Source organism: Gammaproteobacteria bacterium (genome assembly GCA_016199745.1).
GTDB lineage: Bacteria > Pseudomonadota > Gammaproteobacteria > Acidiferrobacterales > Sulfurifustaceae > JACQFZ01.
The window spans coordinates 9966-34882 of the sequence record JACQFZ010000047.1; the positions used below are offsets into that span (position 1 = coordinate 9966).

Here is a 24917-nt window from a genome sequence, read left to right on the forward strand (position 1 = left end):
AATCCTCACTTGACGTAGATCGTAGTGAGCTCTGGCACATTGGAGCCAGGTTTATAGATCCACCCGCTTCGAACAGTACCGTTACCTGCCGGTCCGACGACCGGAATGTCAACCGTAAAGCGTGAGCCAAATCGGTCTACCTTCCCAGGAATTGGCGTGTTGTTCACTACACCTTGCCGAAGCTGATCCATTAAATCGTCCGCGTTATTTCGGGTGAATCCGAGGGTCGATTCAAAAACTTTAGCCTTATTACCGCCAACAGGATGCTCTGGATTCAAGGCATACTCGGCCAGTTTTCTCGGATAAATCACCGCGCGATTTGCCCTATTAAGCGAATAGGCACCTTCGACGAGCTCAGGTACCCTACCGGCAACAACAGATTCCCAGCGCGACGTCAGACCAAACTTGAGCGGACCGTAGTTAAACGGATCGAGCGGATCGAACGCCGGTCGTTGGAGCCCATCAAGGGCGGGATTTTCAAAAATGTCGTCCAGGGTCGGGCCGTAGTTTTGCTCGATGAGGCGAGGAGAATCATTTCCGAGCAGTGCGTAACCGAAGCGATAGAGTTTCTCGGCGCCGGGCAAACTGTCGTTACCCGAAATAGTATTGAACCGTTCTAAATAGCCCGGGCCACGAGAGGCGCGAATGGCCGATGCGGCGACCGTCGCGTCGTCACCCGCCAAGATGTTCTGCAACGCACTCGGTGTCGCGGGCGCTGAGGTACTTTGCAGCGACGCAACCACCTGCCTGAAGATGGCGTCATCGACGTTCGATTGTGGACCCGGTGTCGGTGGATAATCGGTTATGCGCATTAAAGCGTTGCCTTGTTCTTCATTCTGGCCCGCGGACAACTCATATCGCCACATTTTCTCCCGCGCTTTTTCAAGGGAAGGCAACGGCGTTGGCTGCACGTATTCCGCAGGCACGCTGGGATACTGATCCATCGGACCAATCGTCACGAACGCGTTGTCGTTGTTCAGTCCGTTGACGAACTGCGACAACGGTGCCAATCCCCGCTGCGTGGACGGATCGATCACGTAAGGCGCCGGTGGGCCGACGTCGGCATCTTGCACCAGCACCGCCTGCGCGACGTGCCAATCGAACTCGACGGGATCGTTGTCATGGAAGCGATTGGTCGTCGAAAGATGTTCGCCTTTAGGCGCCATCACGTGCACGGCATAGGGTGAGATGCCGTAGGTTTCCTTCGAGAAGTTCTCCCCGACCACGGCACGGTCAAGACAGTTGTCGTAAGGCCAACTCCATACGATCTTCTCGTTGTTCGCTTGCGCGTCGAACAAGTTCTGTGCCGCTCTTGGAGTAAGCCCGGCCGACCTCGATCTGGCGACACTGCCGTTCGACTCACTCATTAGCTGCTGCGCCAACGAGCTACCCAGCGTCTGCCCGGCCGCATCCATTGTCGCACTGGCCCAATCGACCTTGCCGTTCTTCACCCATTGCTGCGCCGCACTACTCGCCAGCGAAGATCCGAAATTGCCGAGCGGATTATTGCGCATGCTGTACCCGACACCCGCGCTAACGGCGGAGGCGGCGACGTCGCGCCAGTTGAATTCCTTTTGCAATCCGGTGGCGACCGCAAGACCTTGGGTCACAGTGGACTGAATGACGCCTTTGGCAAGTTTGGCGCCGAAGTCGCCCAGTTCGCCGAGGGCGTTGTTGAGTCCGGTTGATGAACCAATCCCCGCGGTAGCGCCGGCGCTCAACGCGCTGATACCAACCTGTTCCCACGAAATATTGTTTTGCACGCCAAGCGCCACGCCGGTGGCTTGGCCAGCCAGGTTGGCGGTGGCCCCGGCGGCGGCGGCGCCTACTACTTCGGCAGCGACACCGGAGCCAAGGACACCTTCCGCCTGCGTGATCCACCATTGCTGCGTGGTTGCGGCCACGACGATGATAACGACGGCCACCAGGAACGAACCGAACCCACCGCAACCGCCATCACTGCTCTGCCGCTCCGGCCGCGGCGGTGGCGGCGGCATGATCGGTTTCGGCAACGTCGGGCTGGTATCGCCCAGTACCTCGCCCGGACGATAGACCTTATACGTCTGGCTGGTGTTGTGAATGTTGGTGACCTTGTTCGGAATCACCAAGCGCGCATTCAGCGATAGCGGGACGGTGGTGTCCTTGATGCCGTTGGCGTCGGCGATCATGTACCACATGCTGGCGTCGCCCCAAAGCGCGAGCGCGATCGACTGCAGCGTGTCGTTCTGACGAACGACATACGTATCGGGCGCGCTCGCCGGGTAGCTCGGATTGATCGGCTGGTAGTTCTGGTCGAAGTCGGCCGAGTTGACCGGACGGAAATCCTTCGGCTTGCCGGAATCGACGTACGCCAGCGACTGGGCATAGTCCATGCGCGAGCGCGCCGTCGGATCTTTCGGATCGTTGCCGATGTCGCCGATGCCGCGGCCGTTGGCGTAGTAGTAATTGCGATAGCGGTGAATGTTGCCGCCCGTGGCCGCGGGCGAGCCGCCCACGGTGTTGTCGATTTCGTTGCGGATCAGCACGCGTCCGTCGGCGTCGTTGAGGTATTGCAGGTAACGCTTCGTGAGGACGTTCTCCTCGTCGCGCACTTGGGTAATGTGGCCGTTGACGTCGTACACGAAATGCGAATACCCCGGTGCCCACGACTGCACCGCCGAGTTGGAGGCCTGGCTCTTGATGGTGCTTTGCTTGGCCGAGTCCCAATACTCGTAGGTATAAGTGTTGGTCGTCTGCGTGTCGCTACCGCCATAGGTGGTCGACGACTGCTGCTCGGCGTTCAGTTTGTTGCCGCTGTCGAGATAGGAGTAGTTGGTTCCTTTGCTCGTGAGATCGTCGTTGACCTGAGTGAGGTCGTTGTCTTTGTTGTAGGTGTTGGTGGTCGACTTAGACACGGTGCCGTCATCGTTGTACTCAACGTACTGCTTGACGCGGCCAATGGCGTCGTTGACCCGGCGCGAGGCCAGCACGGTGTTGATCGTCACGTCCGTCAGAAAGCCGTCGTCGTTGTAGACGTAGTCTTCTATCTGGCCGCTAGCATCGGTCACGTGCAGGCGCTGGCCGGCGTTGTCGTAGCTAATGAGGGTGCCGTCGGTACCACGGCTGATGTAGTGGCTCGCGGTGTCGGCCGCGTTGCTACCGCGTCCGCCGACGAGCGTGCCCATGGTCGTGGTGAAACGGTTCATCGTGTCATAGGTGTACCAGTAGTCCTGATACCCGACGGTCTGGGCGACGCCGTCTTGGTAATGACTTTGCACTCGCCGGCGATTACCGTTGGCGTCGTACTCGTACAGGATGTGCGTCAGCGAGTCTTTGACGTCGACCATCCGGTTGCGCTCGTCGTATTTGATATCGAACAGCTGGCGATACACCGGCACCCCGCCTTGCATCGTGGCATAGCCTTCGAACGTGCGATTGCCGGCCACGTCGTATTCGTAAATGGAGTACGTGCCGAACGTGTTGTCGGTGGTCCCTTTCAAGCGACCGTTGGCGTAGTAGCTGTACGTGATGCTTTGCTCGGTGCCAGTCTTGGTGAGATCGGTATCGCCGGTCTGGCTGGTGAGCCAGCCGGCTTTGTTGTAGGTGTAGTTGAACGTATGGCCGCCGAGGTCTTTGTGGTACACCAAGTTGCCGAAGGTATCGGTCTTGTCGATCAAGGTCCGGCCGACGTTATCGGTGGTCGTTGCGACGTAGCCGCCGACGGTCGCGCCGCTCGGGCTCTTGATGGTGTTGTCCCAAACATAGTCGTAGGTCGTGGTGCGGCCTTCGGCGCTGATGTATTTGCGCACGCGCCCGAAGCTGTCGTAATACGTCTTCGTACGATACGCGCTGCCCATGCCGTTGGTGCTGGCGATGCGATGGCCTTCGGCGTCGTACTCGTATTTGTCGATATTGATCGACTTGCCGGTGCCGTCCTTGAGCGCATGGTCGACTTCGATCAGGCGATTGGCTTTGTCGTAGAAGTTCGTGGTCGCACGATTGTCTTCGTCGGTGCTGATACGCAAATTGCCAAAGACGTCGTAGGTATACCGTTTCGTGCCGCCGTCGGCGTGAAACTCTTTGGCCACTTGATAGCTACCGTCGCTGCCGCTCGTGACCCAGGTCTGGGTATTGCGACCAGAGACGACGCCCGAGACCAGGTTGGGATCGTCGACGCGAATCACATTGCCGACGCGATCGTAGTAGTAGTTGGTGGTCGGGCGCAGACGTTGGACGAAGCCGTTGGCGAGCGTGATGCTGGTTTGCGGATCGACCTTGCTGACGAGCTTGCCCATGGTGTTGTAGGTGAAGCTCGTGGTGTAAATCGCCGCCAGCGTTTGCTTCTGCGCCGTGGTCAGCGCCACGACCGTCAACGCGTTGCCGGTTCCATCGACGTAGCCCAGGCGCTTACGCTCGGCCGTCGCCCAGGTACCATCGCTACCCATGAGCGCCGCACCACGGCCGTCGACGTCGTTCTTGATCTCGCCGAAGGCGTTGTAGTCGAGGTGATGCTGCACGACGTTGTTGAGGTTGTTGCTGCCGAGGATCACCATCTTGACCTGCGTGCTATCGCTCGGGCTGCCGATCGTGATCTTGCCGCTCACCTGCAACGCGTCGCCGATCGGCGTTTTGAGCTGCGCGCCGGTACTGTCGTAGAGCTCGTAGTAGTAGTCGAAGTCGGCCGTGCCGCTCGCCGGCGTGATGCCGGTGGCGTCGAAGGTGTAGAAACCGTTCGTGTCTTTGGTCAGCGCGACATACGGGTTGTAGGCCGTCGTGCCGGTGCTGCGGTAGTACAACCGCATGCTGGTGGCGTTGGTCTGTGGCGGATTGAACGTCACCTTGGTCGGCAAGTGCAGGTTTGTGTGGCTCAACATCGCTCCGTTGGCGCCGAGACGCACTTGGCCGCTGGCGCGGTTGATCATCCGTCCGCTGTTATCGAAGATCTGGTATTCGTAGTCGAACACGTAGCTCTGCAGCGAATCGGGCACGAGGCTGGTCGCATCCCAATAGAACGAGCCCGCCCCTTCCGGCGTCAAGGTCACCGGACTGCTCCACGTGCTGGTGCCATTCGCCTTGTACAGCAAGCGTGCGCTCGTCGCACTCGCAGACTGGTTGGCAATGTGGACGATTTCCGCCTGCTGTGAGAGTGGTGTGAGCACGCCGACGGAATTCGGGCTACCGGCAGTGAAGCTGCCTTGAGCGGTGTTGATTGTATTGCCAGCGCCATCTTTAGCGACGATGGTGTAGTCGTAGCTCACGCCCGCGGTCAAACCACTGCTCGTGGGATTGATCATGAACCAACCATTCACGACCTTTGTCATCGTGTACGTAGCACCGTAGGAACTTCCCACGGGGCGGAAACGAATCGTCGCTTGCGTAGCATTGTTACCTTGCTCGGTAACATTTAAAAAGCCCCCGATGTCGAGGAAGGCGAGACCACCGCCACCGATTTTACGCGCGGTCTGCGTCAGTGCCGCGGGCGTAGAGCTGGTGAAATCAACAGTACCTGAAACGTTGTTCGACAATGTCTGACTGTTATACACAGTGCCGCCATCGTCGTACGTGACATAGCGCATTTCGTAATTGCCGCCGGCCAGACCACTCCAGTCGTAGACAAACCAACCAGGTTGGGGCTGACCATTTATCGTCATCTGCGGTACTTGATAGCTCAACCAGCCGCTGTTGCTGCCAGCAGTGCGGTAAAACAACGTTAAATGCGTAGCACTCTGAGATTGGCCCTCGAAATTAATGCGTTTGGTATACGCGTTGCCCGCGGGTAGCGCCACCGACAACGGAGCCATGGCTCCCAGACCAACACTCACCAAGGTATTGTTAACCGACGCATTGCCAACCAAAACATTTCCGGCGGGCGTAACCTTTTCAATGCTGATGGAAATGTTGGGCAGGTAGCAGTTTGTCGGGCTGCTCCCATCCATGTCGACGGCGAGAAAATTCTGCGCACCTCCCGTCACCGTCGTTATGTAATACGAGCTGTCGACGAAATCCGTCGGCGAGAACGTAAGGGTACTGCTGCCGCTCGGTAACGTCATGACGACATCACGCGTGAAGAAGTGCGGATCAGAAACGCGATAGCCGCCCAGGGAATTGACGCGCGGATAGCTGGTAATGATGCGCACCTGTACGTTGCCGCCACCGTACTCGCTCAGATTGCTCGGCATGTTTACTGTGAGCAGCGGATTAACATAACCTGGAAAGGCCCAGCCTTTAGTAACAGTGACGTACCGCGAGGCGGAAAACGTCCAACTCGCTGAGCCAATACCGCCGGCCGCAATCATCGCAGCGCCATTCGTAATCGGATCGCTCGACGTCTTGGTGCTCGGCGCCGACATCGGCCCGACATTGACCACGCCGCCGCTGCCGTCGACCGTGGACTTGGTGATGAGCTGCTGCGATGCGACCTTGTCGCGCGCGTTGACCATCGCCTCTTCGTACGTATCGACCACTTGATTGCGCGCGTCGTAGACGCTGATGGTCTGTGATTTCTGATCCGGCGTGAGCGTGTTCAGGATGCCATTGAGCGAGTACGTCGCAAGATCAACGCTGGACGACAAGATCTTCAACGTGGCGTTGCCGTTCTTGTCGTAGAGGTGCACCGTGGTGATGCCGTTGTCGGTATTGGTACGCCAGACTTTGCCTTGATCGTTGTACTCCGAGAACGTGGTCCACGTACCGTTCGTGCCTTTCTTGTCGATCTCGCCGTAGGTGTTGTAATGCGTTTGCTGGGTCGTGGCGCTGATTTCGTTCGACGCCTGCACCGACTGATTGATCTGACGATTCAGCTTGTCATAGGCGAACTGCGTCGTGTCGGTGATGCTGGTGCCATCGGCGTCTTTACGCACGATGCCCTGCGACGTGATATTGCCGTTGGCATCCCGCTTGTACGTCGTCGTGATGTCGAGGCCGTTCGGATTGTCATTGGCCGTAGCGATCGTCTTCGGATCGACGATCTGGCTCGTGAACCAGCCGTTGGCGTTGTAGAAATAACGCGTGACCTCATCGCCGCCGGTACTGGTATTTCCTTGCGCGCGCTTCAAGACGACGTTGCCGAGGCCGTCGTAGGTGTAGAGCGTGCTGGCGCGGACGCTGGTGCCGGTGTGATCGCTGAAGCTCGCGCCCTGCTCCTGGGTCTTGCGACCCGCGCTGTCGTACGTGACATTCGAGACGTTGCTGTTGGCGTTGGTTTGCTGAATCGCCTGACCGAGGCCGTTGTAGATATAACTCGTGGCGGCGCTGGCGTTGCGCGTCGTGGTCGCGCCGGTGCCGCTGTCGACGTCCACGTAACCCACGCTGAGCGTGCGTTGCTGCGTCACGCGCCCCATCTTGTTGCGGTCGTACTCGGTGACGCGATTGTCCGGATTCGGCGTCGCCGGCGGATTGACGTTATTGATGATGGTCGTCGGATCGCTCGGACTGGCCGGGGTGAGCATGAGGCTGAGCTTGGCGGCGTATTGCGTCTGCCGCATCAGATTGCCGGCAGCGTCGTACTCGAAGCGCGTGACGTAGTTCGCCGGGTCGACCGTGAGAGTCTTCTGGCTGAGCTTGTCGTAGTAGAAATAACTGGTGTTGCCGTTGGCGTCGACGCTGCGGATGACGTTACCGTTGCCGTCATAGACTTGGGTCGTCACGATGTCGGCGACGCCGATCTCGTAGTTGCCGGTGGCCGGGTTGCGGCTGCCAACGGTGGCGCTGCGCATCCGGCTTTCGATCTGATGGTTGTTGGCGTCGAACCGATAGCGCGTTTCGCGGTAGTTCGTGGTGTTGATCGGCGTCGGTACCGTGCTGGTGCCAACCGGCAGCGTCAGTTGATCGCCATAGGTGCGAATGGCGACGCTGTTGCCGGCGGCGTCGAGTGTCCAGGTCATCAAAGTACCGGCGGCATTAACCGCGGCGATCTTGCGATCGAGGGCGTCGTAATAAGTGACGGTTTTGCCACCGACGGCGTCGGTAACGGCGATACGGTTGCCACGGTCATCGTAGTCGTAGGTCTCAGTCGGCGTGACGGTGGCCGTGGTCCAGTCGCTCTTGTAAACGCTGACACTGGCGAGCGCCTTGGTCTTGAGCTGACCGCGCTTATTATAGGTATACGTCGTGGTTCGCACTTCCGGCAGGCCGACGGCCTCGGTCGTGGTCGTACGGTTGCCGAAGGCGTCGTAGTCATACGTATTCTTGACTTGCTTCGCGGCACCGGTGGCATCGACCGAGTTAATGGGCAGCTGCTCTTCTTTCAGCAGGCCGCGCTTGTTGTACAGATAATTGGTGGTACCGCCGGCGACTTTGCTGCTGGTCGACGATTTGGCCACCAGACTGGCGCGCTCGCTGAAGGCGTTGTAGGTGTAACTCTCGGCGAATCCTTCCGCATCCGTCGTCTGCTTCACTTGGCCGCGCAGGTCGTATTGGAACTGCGTGGTCATGTCACGGTTGCTGTCGGCGGTCGGCGTCGCCGGCATGCTGGTCTCGCTCCAGCTGGTGCTGCTGGTGGCGGTGGCGTATTGCGTGAGGCTGAGCTTATCGCCGAAGGCGTTGTAGGCAGTGTCGGTGACATAGCCCAATGGATCGACTTGGCGGGTCAGGCGGTTGTTCTGATCGTAATAGAAGTAACCGTTGTTGCTACGCGGATCGGTGACTTTAACTTTGTTGTCGAACGCGTCGTACTTGGTCGACGTGATGTTGCTCAAGGCGTCGGTTTCTTGGGTCTGGCGATTGAGCTTGTCGTACTGATAGCTCGTCGTATAAAGACCGCGCAGGGTGTTCTTTTGCGTCGTGTTCAATACGCTGGCGCGCAGGGCGTTGCCGGCGGCAGTGCCCGTGTCGGTATAACCCAAACGCTGACGTTCGGCCAAGGCCCAGGCGCTGTCGCTCTCGGCAAGTTCAATGCCGCGCGGGTCGATGGTGCTCGCGCGATTGCCGAAGCTGTCGTAGGTGTAACGCGTGTCCGAACCAACGGCACGGACGGATTGCCACACAGCACCGCTCGCATTGTTGGTAAACGCGAGCTGGGTCGTCGGTTTGCTGAAGTCCTCGACGAAAAGTGAAGCGCCAGCATTAGTGATGCTTATATTGTCGAACGCATCGCGCGAGGCGCCGACACCCGGGCCGACATAATCAAATCCGAGGAGGCGAACCTTGTTCCAACCGGTCGTGTTGACCGTTTGCGACCAGGCGTCGTTGCGGGTCAGGCCCTTCTGATAAACGTAGAGCGTAGTGCTACCACTGTTTAAAACGACTTCGACGATATAGGTCGTGTTGGCGGCAACGGGGGTGCTGCCGTTGAGTAGGTCGTTATGCCCATCGGTCAAACCACCGTTGTCGTAGTGATTGGCATAGAGGCTGGTGCCTAGGAAGTAAGCACCCATTCGCCGGTACCCGGCGGCCAATGTATCCCAATCGCCATTGTCGAGGCCGATACCCAGGGCGCGGCCGTTGCTGACGGCACCAAGATTCACTTCGGCGCGCAGCGTGATACCAGCAGCATAAGTGTATGTCGCGTTGCTCGTGATGTAGGGATAGATGGCCGTGGCGGCAGCGCCCGATTCCATCTCGAGCTGCCCGGCCGTGTCGGCGAACTCGTTCGATCCATAACCTTCGATCTCGTCAATCACGCGCCCGACCGCGTCATAAACATAGTGCGTGGTGCTCGGCGCGCTGCCGTAGCCGCGCGTCACGTCGGTCGCTTGACCGAGCGCGTTATAAACGGTGTGGGTGGTACTGCCCTCCCCATCTTGCACGTCGGTCACACGACCGGCGGCGTCGTAGGTGTAATTGGTTTGGATCGCGGTGGTCGGGATCGGTGACGGTAGTTTGCCGGCGACGCCGGTGGCCGTCGCTTCGGCATCGGTCAGGCTGATCGACGCGGCGTAGTCGATCGTCTTCGTCAGCTGGTTGAGACTGTTGTATTGGTTTTGCGTGACGTAGCCGTCGCCATCGACGCTGTACACCGCACGGCCAGCACTATCGTAGACCGCGCGCGTGGTGCGATCGTTGCTACTGTCGGTGGTGACGTAGGCGCCGGTGGTCCCGCCGATGGTCGGCGCGGTGCCGGCCGTGAGCGTGCCTTGCATCGCCTTCGCATAACTCGTGGTCTTAACGGCGTGGCCCAAGGCGTCGTAGAAGTTTTGCGTGACGTATTTTTCGGCGTCGATGGCAAAGGTCTGGCGGCCGGCGCTGTCGTAGACGGCACGGTTGCGTTGCGCGCCGACGGTGGCGTCGGTCGTCATCGTCGAGGTGCTGAGGTTGTCGATATAAATCGGCGAATTGCCGGCGACGACATCGCTGCCGGAATAGACCCAACCTTCAATCCGTACTTGTCCCCAATCGGAGCCAGTTTGGAGGTTCTTGATACCGAGATCGCGATCGGTGCCCTTCTCGTAGAAGTACAACGTCGTGCCAGTGGCGCTGGTTTCGATTTCAGCGACGTAGGTGGTGTTGGCCTTAATGGTGCCGAGGTCCGTAAAGTTGGCGCCGGCGGCGTTCTGGTTATTCGTGTTGATCTTGTCGCCTTTGATCTGGATCGCGTGGCGGCGGTAGGCAGCACCCGTGTTGGTGCTCGAGAGACCAACCGTGACACTGCGGGTGGTCAGCGTGACATCGGTAGTGAGCTCAAAGCGGTAGATCTGTCCCGCTTGGAACGCTTGCGTGGTTTGTTGACGGAAGCCGGTGGATGACGTCGTCGCTGCCACTTGCGACTGCGCAACTAAGCGTTGGCCGGCAACCGTCGCGACATTGGTCACCGTTGTATCGATCACTAGGCCAGTGCTAATCGCCGTCGAGTTAAAATTCGAACTCCAGGTCGCATGCAGCGCGACGTCGACGTCGCGCAACGTCGCGATGCTGTCGGCGTTGATTGTGTTGGGATAGCGGTAGGTGTCGATCACGCGGCCCGCGGCGTCGTAACGGTTCTCGGTCACGCCGCCGAGCGCATCGATCGCGTAGCGGGCGCGGCCGGCGGTGTCGTACACCGTGCGCGCCGTTTGATCGTTGGCGCTGTTGGCGATGGCGGCAACGGCTGTGACTAGAGTCGCCGGGTTTAGGGTCGCCGGTACGGTGATCGGCGCGGCATACGTGGTCTGACGGATGACGCGGCCGGCGGCATCGTAGAAGTTGCGCGTGACTTGGTTCAACGCATCGATCTGGTAGACCGCGCGGTTGTCGGTGTCGTAGACCGTGCGCGTGGTTTCGTCTTTGGCGTTGGTCGTGACGGTGACGGCGGCGAGGACGTTGCCGAGACCCGAGAGACTGATCGCGGTCGCGTACCGGGTGGTGGCGATGACGTTGCCGTTCTTATCGTAGTCGGTCTTGGTCACCGCGCCGGTGGCGTCGACGGTGTAGGTCAGGCGGTTGGCCTTGTCGTAGACGTAGCGTGTGGTGCGGGCCTCGGTCTTGCCGGAGGCCTCGATCGTGGCGGCGAGGTTGTCGTTGGTATCGTAGACGTAGTCGGTGGTGATCGCGAGTTTGCTGGTGCCAGGGTCGACAATCTGCTGGGTGCGGCGGCCGAGGTTGTCGTAGCTGTATTGGGTGGTGCGCGTCGTTGTGCTACCGGCGCCTTCGACCACGGTCAGGGTGCGACCGGCGAGGTCGTAGGTGTAGTCGGCGCGGAGGTTGAGGCCGTTCGTATTGTCGTTCGTCGTCAGGATCGTCTTCGGATCCACCGTGACCGACTTGACCTGGCCTTTGGCATCGTAGGTGGTCTGCGTCACGATGCCGTTGGCGCCGGTGACGTTGACGGTTCGACTTTGGCCGTCGTAGCTGTAACTCGTGGTGAGGTTGAGGCCGTTGGCGTTGTCGTTGGTGGTGACGATCGTTTTTGGGTCGACGATGCACGTCAACACACGATTGGCGTTGTCGTAGCTGAACTTGGTGGTGACGTTGGCCGCGTCGCGGATCGTGAGGTTGCGGCCGGCGGCGTCGTAGGTGTAGTTGGTCGCCAGCGCCAACCCGTTCGGGTTGTCGTTGGCATTGACGATCGTCTTGGGATCGATCGTCTCGCTTAACAACTTGCCGTTGACGTCGTACTGGTAACTCGTGAGGGTGACGCGGCTGCCGTTGGCTTCTTGGAGTTCCAGCTGCACGGTCTCGCCGTGACGGTCCTGCCGGGTGATGGTCTTAACGCCTTCTTGCGTGGTGATCGTGAACGACCGGTTCAGGTCGTCGTAGCTGTAGGTGGTCTTGTTGTTGAGGGCGTCGGTCTGGGTCAGGACGCGGCTGAAGACGTCATACGTGGTGCTGGTGATGAGATTGAGTACGGCCGAGTCGACGGTGGTGGTGATCTCGCGGCCGAGACGATCGTACGCATAGTTGCGCACGACGCCGCGGGCGTCGGTGGTCGTGGCCACACGGCCGAAGGCGTCATACGTCGACGAGGTCTGGCGATTTAGTTTCGCGGCACCGACGTCATCTTCGTTGGTCTGTTTGAGCAGACCGCGGCGATCGTAAAGATAGGTATCGCTGCGCGTGATCGTCGACGTCAGTTGGGCTTGCGTATTTTTTAACTCACCAAACGCGTTGTAGCTGTAGGTCGTGGTGTCGGTGAAGCTGCTGTTGTCAGGGGCGTTGAGCGCCTGGCGGATAGCGCCGCGCAACGTGTAGTTGGTTTGTTGATGGCTGTCGGCGTTGTCGCCGGTGGTTTGCAGCACCGGAGTGATAGCGGTAATGACGGTGCTGTTGAGCACACCACCGGTGAGACCGGTCAGGCTCGCTAGCCGCTTGGTGTAGCGGATCGTGTCGATGACTTGGCCGAAGGCGTTGTAAATGCTTTGGCTGACTTCGCCCAAGGCATTGACGGTGTAGCGCAGGTGCCCCACTTCGTCGTAGTAAAAGAGCGTCTTGTTGCCGTTTTGATCGACCACCGAGGTGCGGCGGCCGTCGAGGTCATAGGTGTAGGTGAGGCTGTAACTGCTCCAGACCGCATCTTTGTCGACCTGCGTTGCCGCTGCCGGCAACGCCGCCAATTTGACGCTGCCTTCCGCAGTGAGTTCTTGGAGGACACGGCCTTTGGCGTCGTAACGCGCTTGGGTCGTGCGGACTTCGGTGGTGTTCCAGGCGCGTTCGGTCTTGATGAGGTTGCCGGCGCTGTCGTAGGTGTAGGCCATGCTGGTGCCGACGGTGTCGGTGCCGTGCTTGACGGTGACCTTGGTGACTTGGTTGGCGCCGTTGTACTCGGTGACGGTGACTTGGTCGTTGGCGTCCGCTGTCGGGCGCAGGTCGACGATGGCTTCGATGCCCGTATAGGTCTTGGCCTTGGCGTAGTAACGCGTCGTTTGGGTTTGGTTGCCGGCGACGTCGTAGGCGTACTCGGTTAAATAATTCTCGGCGTCGAGGGTGGCGATGACTTGGCCGCGGGCGTTGTAGAAGGTGTACGCGTGTTGATCGTTAGTATTGACGGTCGTGGTGACGTCGGTCTTGATCTGGGCGAAGGTGCCGGCAGCACGCAGGCTGGCGCCGGCGACGTTGGCATAACGCACGCTGTCGATCAGCTGGCCGGCGGCGTCGTACTTGGATTCGGTCAGGTAGCCTTCGGCGTCGAGGGTGCCGATCGACTTGCCGTCGTTGTCGTAAAAGAACCGCGTGGTGCGATCGTTGGTGGCGTCGCCGGTGGGCGTGACGTTGGTCAGTGTCGGCGTCGTTGGGATCGTGAGAGTGTTGGCGTAACGGATCGTGCCGGTGACGCGCGAGGCACCGTCGTACAACGTCTTGGCGACGTAGCCTTTGGTGGCGTCGGTGTCTTCCGGCGTGATCGTGTAGACCAAGCGGTTGGCGTTGTCGTAGAGGTAACGGGTGACGCGATCTTTGGTGGTGTCGAGCGTCGGCCGCAGCGACGTCATCGTGATCGTCAGCGGGTTGCCGCCGACGTCGGTGAGCGCCGCCGTCGGACGATTGGCGTAGGCGATGGTCTTGACGGCGTTGCCGTTGGCGTCGTAGACCGTCTCGATCAAGCTGCCGGTGGCATCGACGGTGCCGACCAGCCTGCCGGCTTCGTCGTAAAGCAGGTGCGTCTTATTGCCGAGCGGATCGGTCGTGATGCGCAGACGACCGGCGGTGTCGTACTGATAGCTCGTCACACCGAACGGTTGGACGGGAGTCGTACCTTGCGATTGCGTCGTGCTGAGCAGGCGGCCGGCGCGGTCGTAGGCACTCACGGTCGCGAGCCCGGTGCCGTTGTCGAGCGTCACCGTCGTCTTGCGATTGGCGTCGTCATACGTCGTGAGCGTTGTGCGCGTAACGTCGGCGGCGCCGTTCTTCGCGATCCATTGGGTGCTGCTGGTGATGCGGCCGAGACCATCGTAAATAAAGGCGGTCACGTAGTCGTTGGCGTCGGTGGCCGTCGCCTCGCCGCGCGCATCGATGCTCTTCAACAGGCGGCCGCGCTGGTCGTAAACATAGCGCGTGATCGACGCGCTGCTGGCGACGCCGTCGCCGGTCGTGCCGTCGATCTGGCCGTAGGTGGTGACGCTCGCCAATTGACCGACGCTGTAGGCGTACACCATCAATTCGACCGCGGTCTTGGTTTGCAGACCGGCCCAAGTCGTCAGATCGGCTTCGGCAAAGGTGCCGCCGCTGTAGCGTCCGGCGGTGTAGGCGATCTGGCGGGCACGGGTGCCATTGGTGTTGTAACGCGTTTCGGCGACGCGACCGTCGGCGGAGATGGCGAAACGCAGATGGTTTTCGAAATCGTAGACGTAGTGCGTCGTCAGCGGACTGCCGGGCGTACCCGCACCGGCGCCATCAGGATCGGGCGTCAGATAGAAGGTTTCGGTCAGCAGCGCGTTCGTGGTCGTGTCGTACGTGCGGACAACGGTATTGCCTTCGGCATCACGCGTGAGCGTGCAGTTGCCGTTGGCGTCGTACTGCAGGGTCGTGATGTTGCCGCGCGCGTGGGTGATCTGTGTGAGATCGTCGTTGGTGTATTGATAGCTGGTGCTGAGGCGCGTGCCGTCGCTCGCGGCCGGACTCAAGAGCTGCTTGAGTCGGCCCTGGGTGTCGGTCACGTAGCTCGTCATCAACCCGAGCGGATCGGTGACATCGGTTTGCGCCTGCGCACTGACGGTTTGGGTGTAACTCAAGCTCGTCGGCACGGTCAATTGCCGGCTGACCGTCAGGGTCCCGCCCATGGCGGTTTGCAGCGCGCTGGCAGCACGGGCATCGCCGTACACGGTCTGCGCGATCGACGCCCAGGTGTCGCCGGCTTGCACGGTGTAGTACGCCGCGGTCGTGCCGGTGTTCAGCGTCGCCGGTAAATTCGTCAACCGATTGCCGGCGGTCAGCGGCGGGTTACCCATGGCGGTCTGCAACGCGCTGGCCACGCGGCTGTCGCCGTAGAGCTTGGTGGCAATCGTCGACCAGGTGTCGCCGCTGACGATGGTGTAGTACGGTACCGCGTCGTTGTTGTAGCGGTTGCTGTAGACACTGAGGCTGGTGTCGGTACTGTTTTGCTTTTGCAACCATAGGGCGTTGACGTCGCCGAGCGCATCGATCGCTACGCTGACCGTACCGACAGCATCAACCGCCGAGTTGGCATTCGTTTCGATCGCGGTCGCGCCCTGCCAGGCGCCACCGCTGTAACGATTGACGTAAACGCTGTTAACGCCGGTGGCGTCGGTCTGGACGAACGCGACTGCCGCTTGACCGTTGTCATTGATACTCGCCTGCCGACGCCATACCGCACCGGACAAGCTTTCGAGTGCTTCGTTGGTGCTGCCCTGCCAGACGCCGCCGGCATAGCGGCGCGCGAACAGACTGGCGTCGCCGTCGTTGGTCCAGGTGAGCAACGCGTTGCCGTTGCTGCTCATGCTCAACTGTGGACTGGTATAGACGTTGGCCGCGACCACGGTGGTGGCCGTCGTACTCCAGGTATCGGTGTTCTTGGTGTAGGCCTTGGAATAAATCGCAGTGCCCTGCTTCCATACCACCAGCATGTTGCCGCTGCCGTCGACACCGATAGTGGCGCCGTTAACAGCGGATGTGGTGCTGGTTTCGAACGTGGTGCCACTCGCATTCGACCAACTCGTACCGACGGCGGTATAGCGTGCGGTATAGAGACTGTTGACCGTCTCGCTGCCGGTTTTTTGCAACCACGACACGGTCGCATTGCCTTGCGCGTCGATCGCGACGGTCCAGTTGGAGGAACTGCCGATCGCGATGCCGTTGTCATTGGCCAGCCCACGGTCATCGAGATTGACTACCGCACTCTGCCAGGCGCTGCCGTTGAAGACGTTGGCGACCAGGTTGTAGCGCACACCATCGTTCTGGCTGAAGACGACCAACGCACGGCCGTTGTCGTTAATGGCGCCGACCGGGTAGAAGGCCTGGCCGGTGGTGTTCTCGATGAGACTCGGGCTCGCGTCCCACGCGCCGTTGATGTAGCGGCAGGCGTAGAGGTTGTAGTCCTGCATCCAGGTAACGAGCGCATTACCGTTGGCGCTCATGCTGAGATGCGGGAACCAGGCTTGGCCGACGAGCGTGCCTCTCAGCGGCGTCGTGGGTGTCGTGCTCCAGGCGTCGCTGTTCTTGTTGTAGAGGCTGACGTAGAGATCGCTGCCTTGGGCCCACACGGCCATGCCGTTGCCGTTTTGGTCGAAGGTGACTTGCACATTGTCGGGGGCGGTGGCGAGGGACTCGCGTAAGGCGGCAGTGGCCCAGCCCGCCGTCGGCGTGGTCAGCGCCGAATTGATTAGGTTAAAGCTGGAACCGGCGGCCGAGAGCGCGGTACTGTTGGCGGTGGCGCTCGTGGTCGCCCCGGTCCCGGTCGTCATCTGCGTGTACGTCAGCTTCGTCGTTTTGCCTTCGCCGTCGGTGGTCGACGTCACCCGGTATTGGCCGTTGATGAGCGCGTACTTGAAGCTGACGGTGCTGCTGTCGCCGGCGGTGATCGTCGCGATGCGAGTGCTGGTGCCGTCGTAGGTATAACCCGTGACGTAGGTCTTGGCGTCGGCAGTATTGTCCGGCGTCAGGTCGACTGTCACTTGGTCGAGACGGTTGGCGGTGTCGTAACGATAGCTCGTGAGCGTCTGCGTGACGCCGCTGACGACGACGCGCAGTTTGGTGATGTTGGCCAGCTTACCGGTGTTGGTATCGTAATCGATGAATAACGTCTGGTTGGCCGCGGCGTCGTCGATTTGGGTGACGTAACCGGAAGAGACGTTGTACGAATAGGCCGTGGTGTTGCCGTCGGTGTCCTTCATCGACTGCAGCTTGCCGGCGCTGTTGTAGATTTCGCTGACGCGGCTGCTGCCGTCGGTCCAGGTCCACTGCGTCGTTGTCGTGCTGTACGTCAGCGTGTCGCTCGCGCCGCCGCCCGCCGTGCTGACGTAGGCCGTGCCGTTATAGAGGTAGTCGATCTCGGCGCCATCGCCGAAACGTTTCGTGACTTTGGAACCGCTGGCGTTGGCGGTCGGCGGAACGTAACTCAGCGACGCGACGTTGAGCCGCCAGTTGTCGTTGTTGTCGCCGTCGACCAGCCCTTGGGAGTTGTAAGTTCGGACCAATGCCGTATCGAGCCCGACCGAGGCGAGATACTCATCTTGCTGCTGAACGATCAGGTTGCCGGTGTTCTCGTTGACGGTGACGCGATCAGATTGGCCTGTTCGACCCGCGGCCGACGATCCGAGCTCGAGTGAAGTATTGAACAGCCCCAGCGTGCTGCTATTGATAATGCTCGTCATCGGTACTCCCCTGATCGTTTCAATTATTATCGAGGCTCGCTCCATGGGTCATGGAGTGGTACGCCGAGGCTCGCTGTTATCAGTTAGCGCGCGACTGACCGACATGCGGAATCAAGTCGCGCAAAACACTCGCGTTCCTCGCGTAAATTGCGTTATCCGATCGTGAATGCGAACAGCTTCCGAGTCGTGATGGCACGACTCGCTACCGTCCGTGTATGGATTTTCCTGCCCTGCGGAGATACTTCCGTGCAACTAAGGTGGGTCGTCACGATGTTTCTAATTCGTATCCGTGCGACGCCGATCACACGCGCTACTTCACTAAAGTGGTGGAAACTTGCTTGATGCACCACGACATCTTTCTGGTATATATGTCGCGTTGTACTTTTGTGTAAATGTGTAAATTTATGCATCTTCAAAAATGAAGATTTCATTCACGATTAAAAACGACAGCGAAAGCCGTCGCAGTAAATAAATTTCCTAACGAAAATAGAGCCAGGCGGGCAATACATCTTCTGCAATCCCATCAGCGTATGAACTTTGGAAGTGGCGGGCTAATACGTAAAAGACGATAAAAATTTTAAGTGCCAGTAGTTCGGCAGCACGCAGTGGGCGGTGAGTAAATCTTAGTGCAGCTAATCGCCTCGTCCTCCACATCAACTCATCGTCCGTTACTTGCTGCCACATAAAAAAGGGCCGGAGAGTTGTTACCCTCCGGCCCTTCAGGCATGCCTCCTCCGCGAGGAGGAGTAAAGCTACGTCTTCTTGTTAATTATACGGTCCCTTCAAGCCAAGCTGGCCGATCAACGTGATGTAACGGTTGGATTCGGACACGAACTTCGCCGCGTGCCGCTCGATGAGCTCGGCACGACGCGCCGGGTCTTCGGTCGAATCGATCGCGCTCCAGAAGGCGGTCAGGTTTTCGCTCAACGCGCGCAGTTTCTTCGCCAGTTCCTTATCGCCGGCAACGCTGCTCATGCGATTAGCGCTGACCTTGCCGACACCCGGCACGGTATGGCTGCCGACATCGGTGTAACCCGCCGGCACATCACCTTTCAGATTTACGACTTCTCTGAAGCGAATCGCGCGCACGATCTGATCGACCGCTTGCTTCGCACCTTGCACGCGCGAGACGTGCTCGGTGTCGGCGGCGGCATGCGGCAACAGCTCGAGCTTGCCGGGAAAACGCTTTTCGAGCTCGCGATACGGCACGATCGGGCCGGTAACCTTGCCGCTGCCATCGACGAACATGTCGGCGTCGACGCAGACGTAACGAACTTTGCCGCTGGCCAACGCCTTTGCCAACGCTTCACCGTCGACCAACTCACCGCGGTCGTAGTTGACGATGATGGCGCCATCGTTGAGTGCGCTTAAGAGTTTATCGTTCAGCAACCCTTGGTTAGCGTAACGGCCGCTGGCGGCATCGAGTGCACCGAGACCGACGTGCGGGCTGATGACATCCGCACCCTTAGCGGCGTCTTCGGCGGTGGCGGCGAATTCATTGCCTTCCGACTCGATCCAGTCTTTGTACTTCGGCCGCGCGTGCACGACCACGTGCATACCGAACGCCTTGGCGATGCGCGCCATTTCGCGGCCGATGTTGCCGTAGCCGAGCACTGCCATACGCTTGCCTTCGAGCTTCTCGGTCGGGTACTCCTTGAGGTTCTTGCCGGTATCGAAGTTGCCTTCGACGACACGACGATGCAACTCGTCGACGTTCAGATCCGGCATCACCCGCAGCAACGCCTTGAATGCCATCTGCGCGGTCGCACGGCTGTTGAAGCTCGGCGTGTTCATGAGCGGCGCTTTGCCGACCTTGCCGTTGCCGCCACCCCACGAATCGCTACCCATGTTGCCGGTGCCGGCACCGATACGGACACCGCCTTCGTTGAACACCGCCACCTTCGGAATGAAGGTCGCGGCAGCGATCAGCGCGTCGTACTGGCCTTTGTCGGTCTGCGCCAGGATTTCGTCTTCGCGGCTCAAGTCCGGCTGATAAAAGAAGTGAATCGTGCCCGCTTCCAGCTTGCCGGCGGTCGACGCCGGGCCGTTGTGGAATACGCCGCCGAGCGATTCGATGTGCGCACGCACTTCGCTCGCGTCGGGCTTGCCGTCGCGGCCGAATTTCATAGCGACGAGGTCGGCGATCAGGACTTTATAGGCCTTGCTCGGATCGTCCTTGCGGGTCTTCTCGCCACTCTTCTTGCCGGCCTCGAACTTCACGCCTTGGGCGGCGAGCGCTTCTTCGAGCACGACGATCTTGGCGCGGTGGTAGGCGTACTCGAGATTGTCGAGCAGCGCGACGATGTCGCTCTGCGGACGCGCGCCGCCGATCCAGGCGCGGTAGTCGCCCGGGGTGTTCGGGAACGCGTTGATGTAACGCGCGGTGTCGAGGCCCGGCTCGTAGTCGCCGTTCGGATGGGTCAGGCCTTCGTAGCTCAGGAACTGCTTCGACTTGGCGATGATCTTGGCGTGCACCGCCGGATCCTTAACGCTGGCGTCGACCACCTTGAGCAAGGTGACGGCGGTGCCGCGACGGGTCTCGTCTTTGACGCCGAGCTCGAACAGCGGATGCTTGCTGACCCAATCGGCCACGGTCTGGCGATTGATCACCGACTGCTTGTTCATTTCTTTGGCGCTACCGACGCGTTGTTCCATGCTCAGCAGGCCGAACGTGGTCTCGGCGAAGGCGGTATTACTAAAGGTATTGATGATGCCGCCGAGCATCTTGTCGTTCTGCGCGTCGTAAATCGGTCCGAGCGAAGTCGAACGGTCGCCGGTCAACGGCAGCTTCGCGTTCTTCGGCGCCGACAACTTCAGATGGCGCGGGATCGCCCAACCCGGGGTCTGCACGTTGTTCTCGATCATCGCCAATGCTTCCGGCGTGAACGTGGCGGTGAAATAACCGGCGATACCGCCGACCGCTTTTTGGAACGGCATGAAGAAGCAGGCCTTGCTCAGGACCTGCTGCACCAAGTCTTCCGGCCACGGCATCGCACCGAGCAGCGAGGTGCCGTCGATCAACGCGTGATGGTCCTTCGGATTCTTGTCGAGCCAGGCGAGCAGATTGCGCACGTCGGCTTCGCTGTAGGTGGTCGCACCCGTGGTCTCGTGACCGACACCGACGAACAGCTTGATGCCCATCTTTACTAATTCATCGGCGGTCGGGACGTTGCCTTCGGTGCCGGTGAAGTGCACGCGCTCGACGTCGCCCTTCGGCGCGAACTTTTGCAGCTCGAGGATCTGTGTGCCCCACGACTGACGGAAGAAACCGCCGGCGTCGGCGGCGCTAGTCTCGACCTTCGGCGTATCGACGAAGATGTGCTGCGACGGGTCGTTCGGGTTCATCAAGTGCATGACGGCAACGGTGAAACCGTTGTGACCGCCGCCCAAGCCGACCGCCATGTTGTTCTTCTTCGGGAAACCGAAGTAGCGATGGATCTCGCGCATCATGTCGACAACGACTTTGTCGGCTGGATAGCCGCGATGCATGCTGCGCTCCATCTCGCCCGGCGTGATCGGGCCCATCGGCTGGCCGCGGTCGTCGACCTTGCGGTAGTTCTTTTCTAACCAAGCCTCGAACTGAAAGCGCATGGCACGACGTTCGACTTCGTCGCGCGTCATGTTGGTAATGGGGCCGACACCAAAGAATTGGTTCGACGTCCGTGCCGGCGGGCCGCTTTCCGTTGCCTTCAAAGATGCTGCTCGTTGCGCTTTCAATTCGTCTAGTGTCGTCATTTCACGTGCCCCGTTAATCAAGAGTGCTACTGGTAAAAGTTAAAGTCTGCGGAATACTTTTTAAGGATAGGAATTCGTCGCTCGGCGTTAGAGCAGCAATGTCCTCAGGCGCTGACGAGCTGCCTGCGAGCTGTACTAACTTCCTCCACGGAATGGAGACGGAGCTTATCCGTCTGTAGGGTGACCGTTAACCGATATAAACCCGACGACCTATTCGTTGCTGACAGAGCATCGTCCTAATCAATCCCGGTGATTTGTCCGTATGCGACATGGGTTTGCCAGGGAACGGAGTCGCAACCAGTCTCCCTAAAATTCTCGGAAAAAACGGCAAGAATGAGGTCAGCCGCAGCGGCGTTTTAGTGCCCAAAAGAGACATTAAGCGCCTTTTTAGAACGGGACGCACCAGCGACCAGCCACCGGCCTTACTCCGAAACGACATGCCCGCCACTCAACAACCACCGGCTAAAGCCGGTGGGTTCATGTGACGGACTGAAAGTCCGGATACGCGTCGACTAAAACGACCCGTTTCATTTTGCTCCTCCCCCTTCAAGGGGGAGGTTGGGAGGGGGATGGGTTTCGGGCACCGTTGTCGGACAGAACGAAAACCCACCCCCACCCCAACCCTCCCCCTGAGGGGGAGGGAGCCATGCGTGCCAGCGGTAGCAACGGTGACGTTCATCGATTTAGCAGCTAAAGCCGGTGGTTTAAACCTTTCATATGGAAATTAAACGTTGGTCACGACATGCGGCAGAAACTCACGAAAAGCTACCTCTGCTGTTCTGCAAGCCGGGCAAATCGTGAGCGACGGCTCATTGTCGCGCTTCTTGCATGACCCAATCGCGGAAAACCACGATATTCGGTTCCTGCGCCCGTTCTTCGGTACAAACGAAATGGTAGCCGAAACGCGTGGCCATGCTGATGGCGAAGGGTTTAACCAGACGCTTGGTTGCCAGATAATCCGCCACCAGCGCGGTACTCCCCAACGCAACGCCCTGCCCCTCGGCTGCTGCTTGCAATGCCATTGCGTGTTCAGTAAAGCGTAAGCCCTTTTCGACATCGACGCCGTTCACGGCCGCCGCCTTCAACCAGGCCGCCCAATCCGGCCACTGACCGCACTGCGGAGTCCACTGCAAATGTAACAACCGATGATGACGCAGATCGGCCGGCTTCTTCAACGCATGCTTACCGCGCAACAGTTGCGGGCTACAGACCGGGAACACCTCCTCGCCGAAAAAACGCTCGGACGCTAAGCCCGGGTACTTGCCGATACCGTAGCGCAGCGCGACATCGACCGGATCGCGCGCGAAATCGGCCAACTCGCTGGACGCCTGCAACAACACATCGAGACCGGGATGCTGTGCCTTCAGCCGATGCAATCGCGGCACTAACCAAGTCGCCGCCAGCGACGGCTCGACGCTGACAGTGAGCAACGTACGCGCGCCGCGCTTCATGGCATCGACCGCCGTCGCCAGCCGATCGAACGCCTCCTGCAAATCGCGAAACCCGGCGAGCGCGTTTTCCGTCAAGGCGTAGGTACCGTTCTGTCGGCGCAATAATTTGCGGCCGAGATATGACTCCAACGATTTAATTTGTTGACTCACGGCGGCCGCCGTCACGTGCAACTCTTTAGCCGCGCGCTGCATGCTCAGATGACGCGCCACAGCTTCGAACGCACGCAACGCATTTAGGGATGGCAAGGGTCGACGCATGCTGACTCCGTTAAGATTTTCTAATGCGCAGACACAGAAAATATGGTTAGGGGCTCCGTGCCGGCACTGCTTAATATCAACTCGGAACGCTGCCCTTGAATGGTAGCCCTAAAGAAAATCTTTGCCGAGTCCGGAGCCAAAAAAATGCAGAAATTGCCTTCCTACTGGCAGCACGCGCTGCCGCTGACGGCTGCCGCCGCTTGCTGGGGCTTAGCCACCGTGATGACCAAAGGTGCATTAACGCACGTGCCGGCGTTGACACTGTTAGTCGTACAACTCACCGTCAGCGTCGTTTTTCTGTGGACCATGGTAAGAATCCGGCGCTTACGCTTGCCGCACGGCAAAGAGGTATGGCAACTCGGTTTAATCGGGCTGCTCAATCCTGGCATCGCTTATACCTTCGGTTTGTTCGGCCTGAAACTGACGAGCGCAAGTCTGTCGACACTGTTGTGGGCCGCGGAGCCAATTCTGATTCTCGGCATGGCGTGGTTGATACTGCGCGAGCGTATATCCGCTTCGCTCCTGGTACTGGCCGCCGTTGCTATTGCCGGTGTGTGCTTAGTGTCGGGCGTCGGTTCTGCCGTCAGCACCGGTAGCTCGATGGTGGGCAACTTGCTGGTGCTCGCCGGCGTTCTCTGTTGTTCACTTTATACCGTGCTCACGCGCCGCACGGAGACGTCGATCGATCCGCTGGCGATCGTGGCTTTGCAACAAACGTTTGCCTGGATCTGGGCACTCGTCATCTGGCCGTTGGAGTTGATCGGCGACGGAAGCGCACCGTTGGCGACGGTTAGTCTGGCCGCCTGGGCCTGGGCCGGCCTCGCCGGTATCTTCTATTATGCGCTGGCATTTTGGTTTTATATCGTCGGCCTACGGAGAACCTCCGCGAGTGTCGCCGGTTTATTTCTCAATCTGATTCCTATCTTCGGTGTGGGTGCGGCTTACCTCTTTCTCGACGAGCATCTGCTGGCGATGCAATGGTTCGGTGCCGTTCTTATTTCACTGGCGGTCGTTGGTATCATGCGGCTAGCGAAATTACCGGCGTTAACGCCGAGCCCGTCGGAGCCATGGCCAGCAACACACGTAAAAAATTAATCGGCATCGTTGCGCTTTTCTTGCTCGTATCGACAACGGCGTTAGCGGCGTACAAACACGACGTGCTGGCGTGCGCACTCGTCGCTTACACCGACTTCGTCCCGATCGACGCGAACGTTTACGTCGCGCCCGAGACCACGCGCGCTGAACGCAACGAATTGCTGTCGCTCATCAAGCAGGCCCAGGCGCGCGTCGTCGCCGCCTACGGCCCGCAATCGGCAACGCCGGTGGTCATTGCCGGCCACCACATGCTGACACTCACCAAGTTCACGGCGAATGAATATGCCACTACCCATCTTCCGCCGGGTCGATCCTACATCGTCATCGGCCCACACGGACACAACGTGGATGTCATCGCTCATGAATTCGTTCACGCCGAGGTTTTCGCGCACGTCGGTTATTGGGCGCGGACCTTCGAGATACCCGTATGGTTCGACGAAGGCGCAGCGATGCAAGTGGATTACCGAAGCCGCTACGATTTTCTCGATACCCGCCGGTTAACCGCCATCACCCAATTGCGTTACGGCTGGCAGTTCTTCGACGGCGATGATGACCAGCTCACGCAGCACTACGCCGGCGCCAAGCAGGAAGTACGGCAGTGGATAAACAAGGTGGGTCATAAAGGGGTTTTTAAATTGCTGGCGCGGGTCAAAAACGGTGAGTCTTTCGACCGCGTGTATGCCGCCATGTACACCGCCGATTAGCTTGCTTGCTCCGGTATGTC

Annotated in this window: 5 protein-coding genes; 2 read left to right on the forward strand and 3 right to left on the reverse strand. The window is 59.6% G+C overall.

Features of this window, described 5'->3' with window-relative positions:
* Positions 1-5: 5 nt before the first annotated feature.
* The 3 genes from HY308_11130 to gcvA all read right to left on the reverse strand — a co-directional run bounded on the left by HY308_11130 (position 6) and on the right by gcvA (position 23098).
* The gene (locus tag HY308_11130; GenBank protein MBI3898836.1) at positions 6-17654 is read right to left on the reverse strand and encodes a LysM peptidoglycan-binding domain-containing protein; all 17649 of its coding nucleotides are present in this window, start codon (positions 17652-17654) and stop codon (positions 6-8) included.
* 765 nt (positions 17655-18419) lie between these two features.
* Complete coding sequence (locus tag HY308_11135; protein ID MBI3898837.1) at positions 18420-21389, reverse strand: phosphoglycerate dehydrogenase; 2970 nt, start codon at positions 21387-21389, stop codon at positions 18420-18422.
* An 809-nt stretch (positions 21390-22198) separates the two neighbouring features.
* Positions 22199-23098 carry a transcriptional regulator GcvA gene (gcvA, locus tag HY308_11140; protein MBI3898838.1) on the reverse strand — a complete coding sequence of 300 codons (900 nt, stop codon included), beginning with the start codon at positions 23096-23098 and terminating at the stop codon, positions 22199-22201.
* A gap of 144 nt (positions 23099-23242) precedes the next feature.
* On the opposite strand from gcvA, the gene HY308_11145 reads away from it, so the two are divergent.
* Both HY308_11145 and HY308_11150 read left to right on the forward strand, forming a co-directional pair.
* Complete coding sequence (locus HY308_11145; GenBank protein MBI3898839.1) at positions 23243-24193, forward strand: DMT family transporter; 951 nt, start codon at positions 23243-23245, stop codon at positions 24191-24193.
* A complete protein-coding gene (locus HY308_11150) occupies positions 24166-24897 on the forward strand; it encodes a hypothetical protein (protein MBI3898840.1) in 732 nt (243 codons plus the stop codon). Before HY308_11145 ends, HY308_11150 begins: the two co-directional genes overlap by 28 nt.
* Positions 24898-24917: the final 20 nt, after the last annotated feature.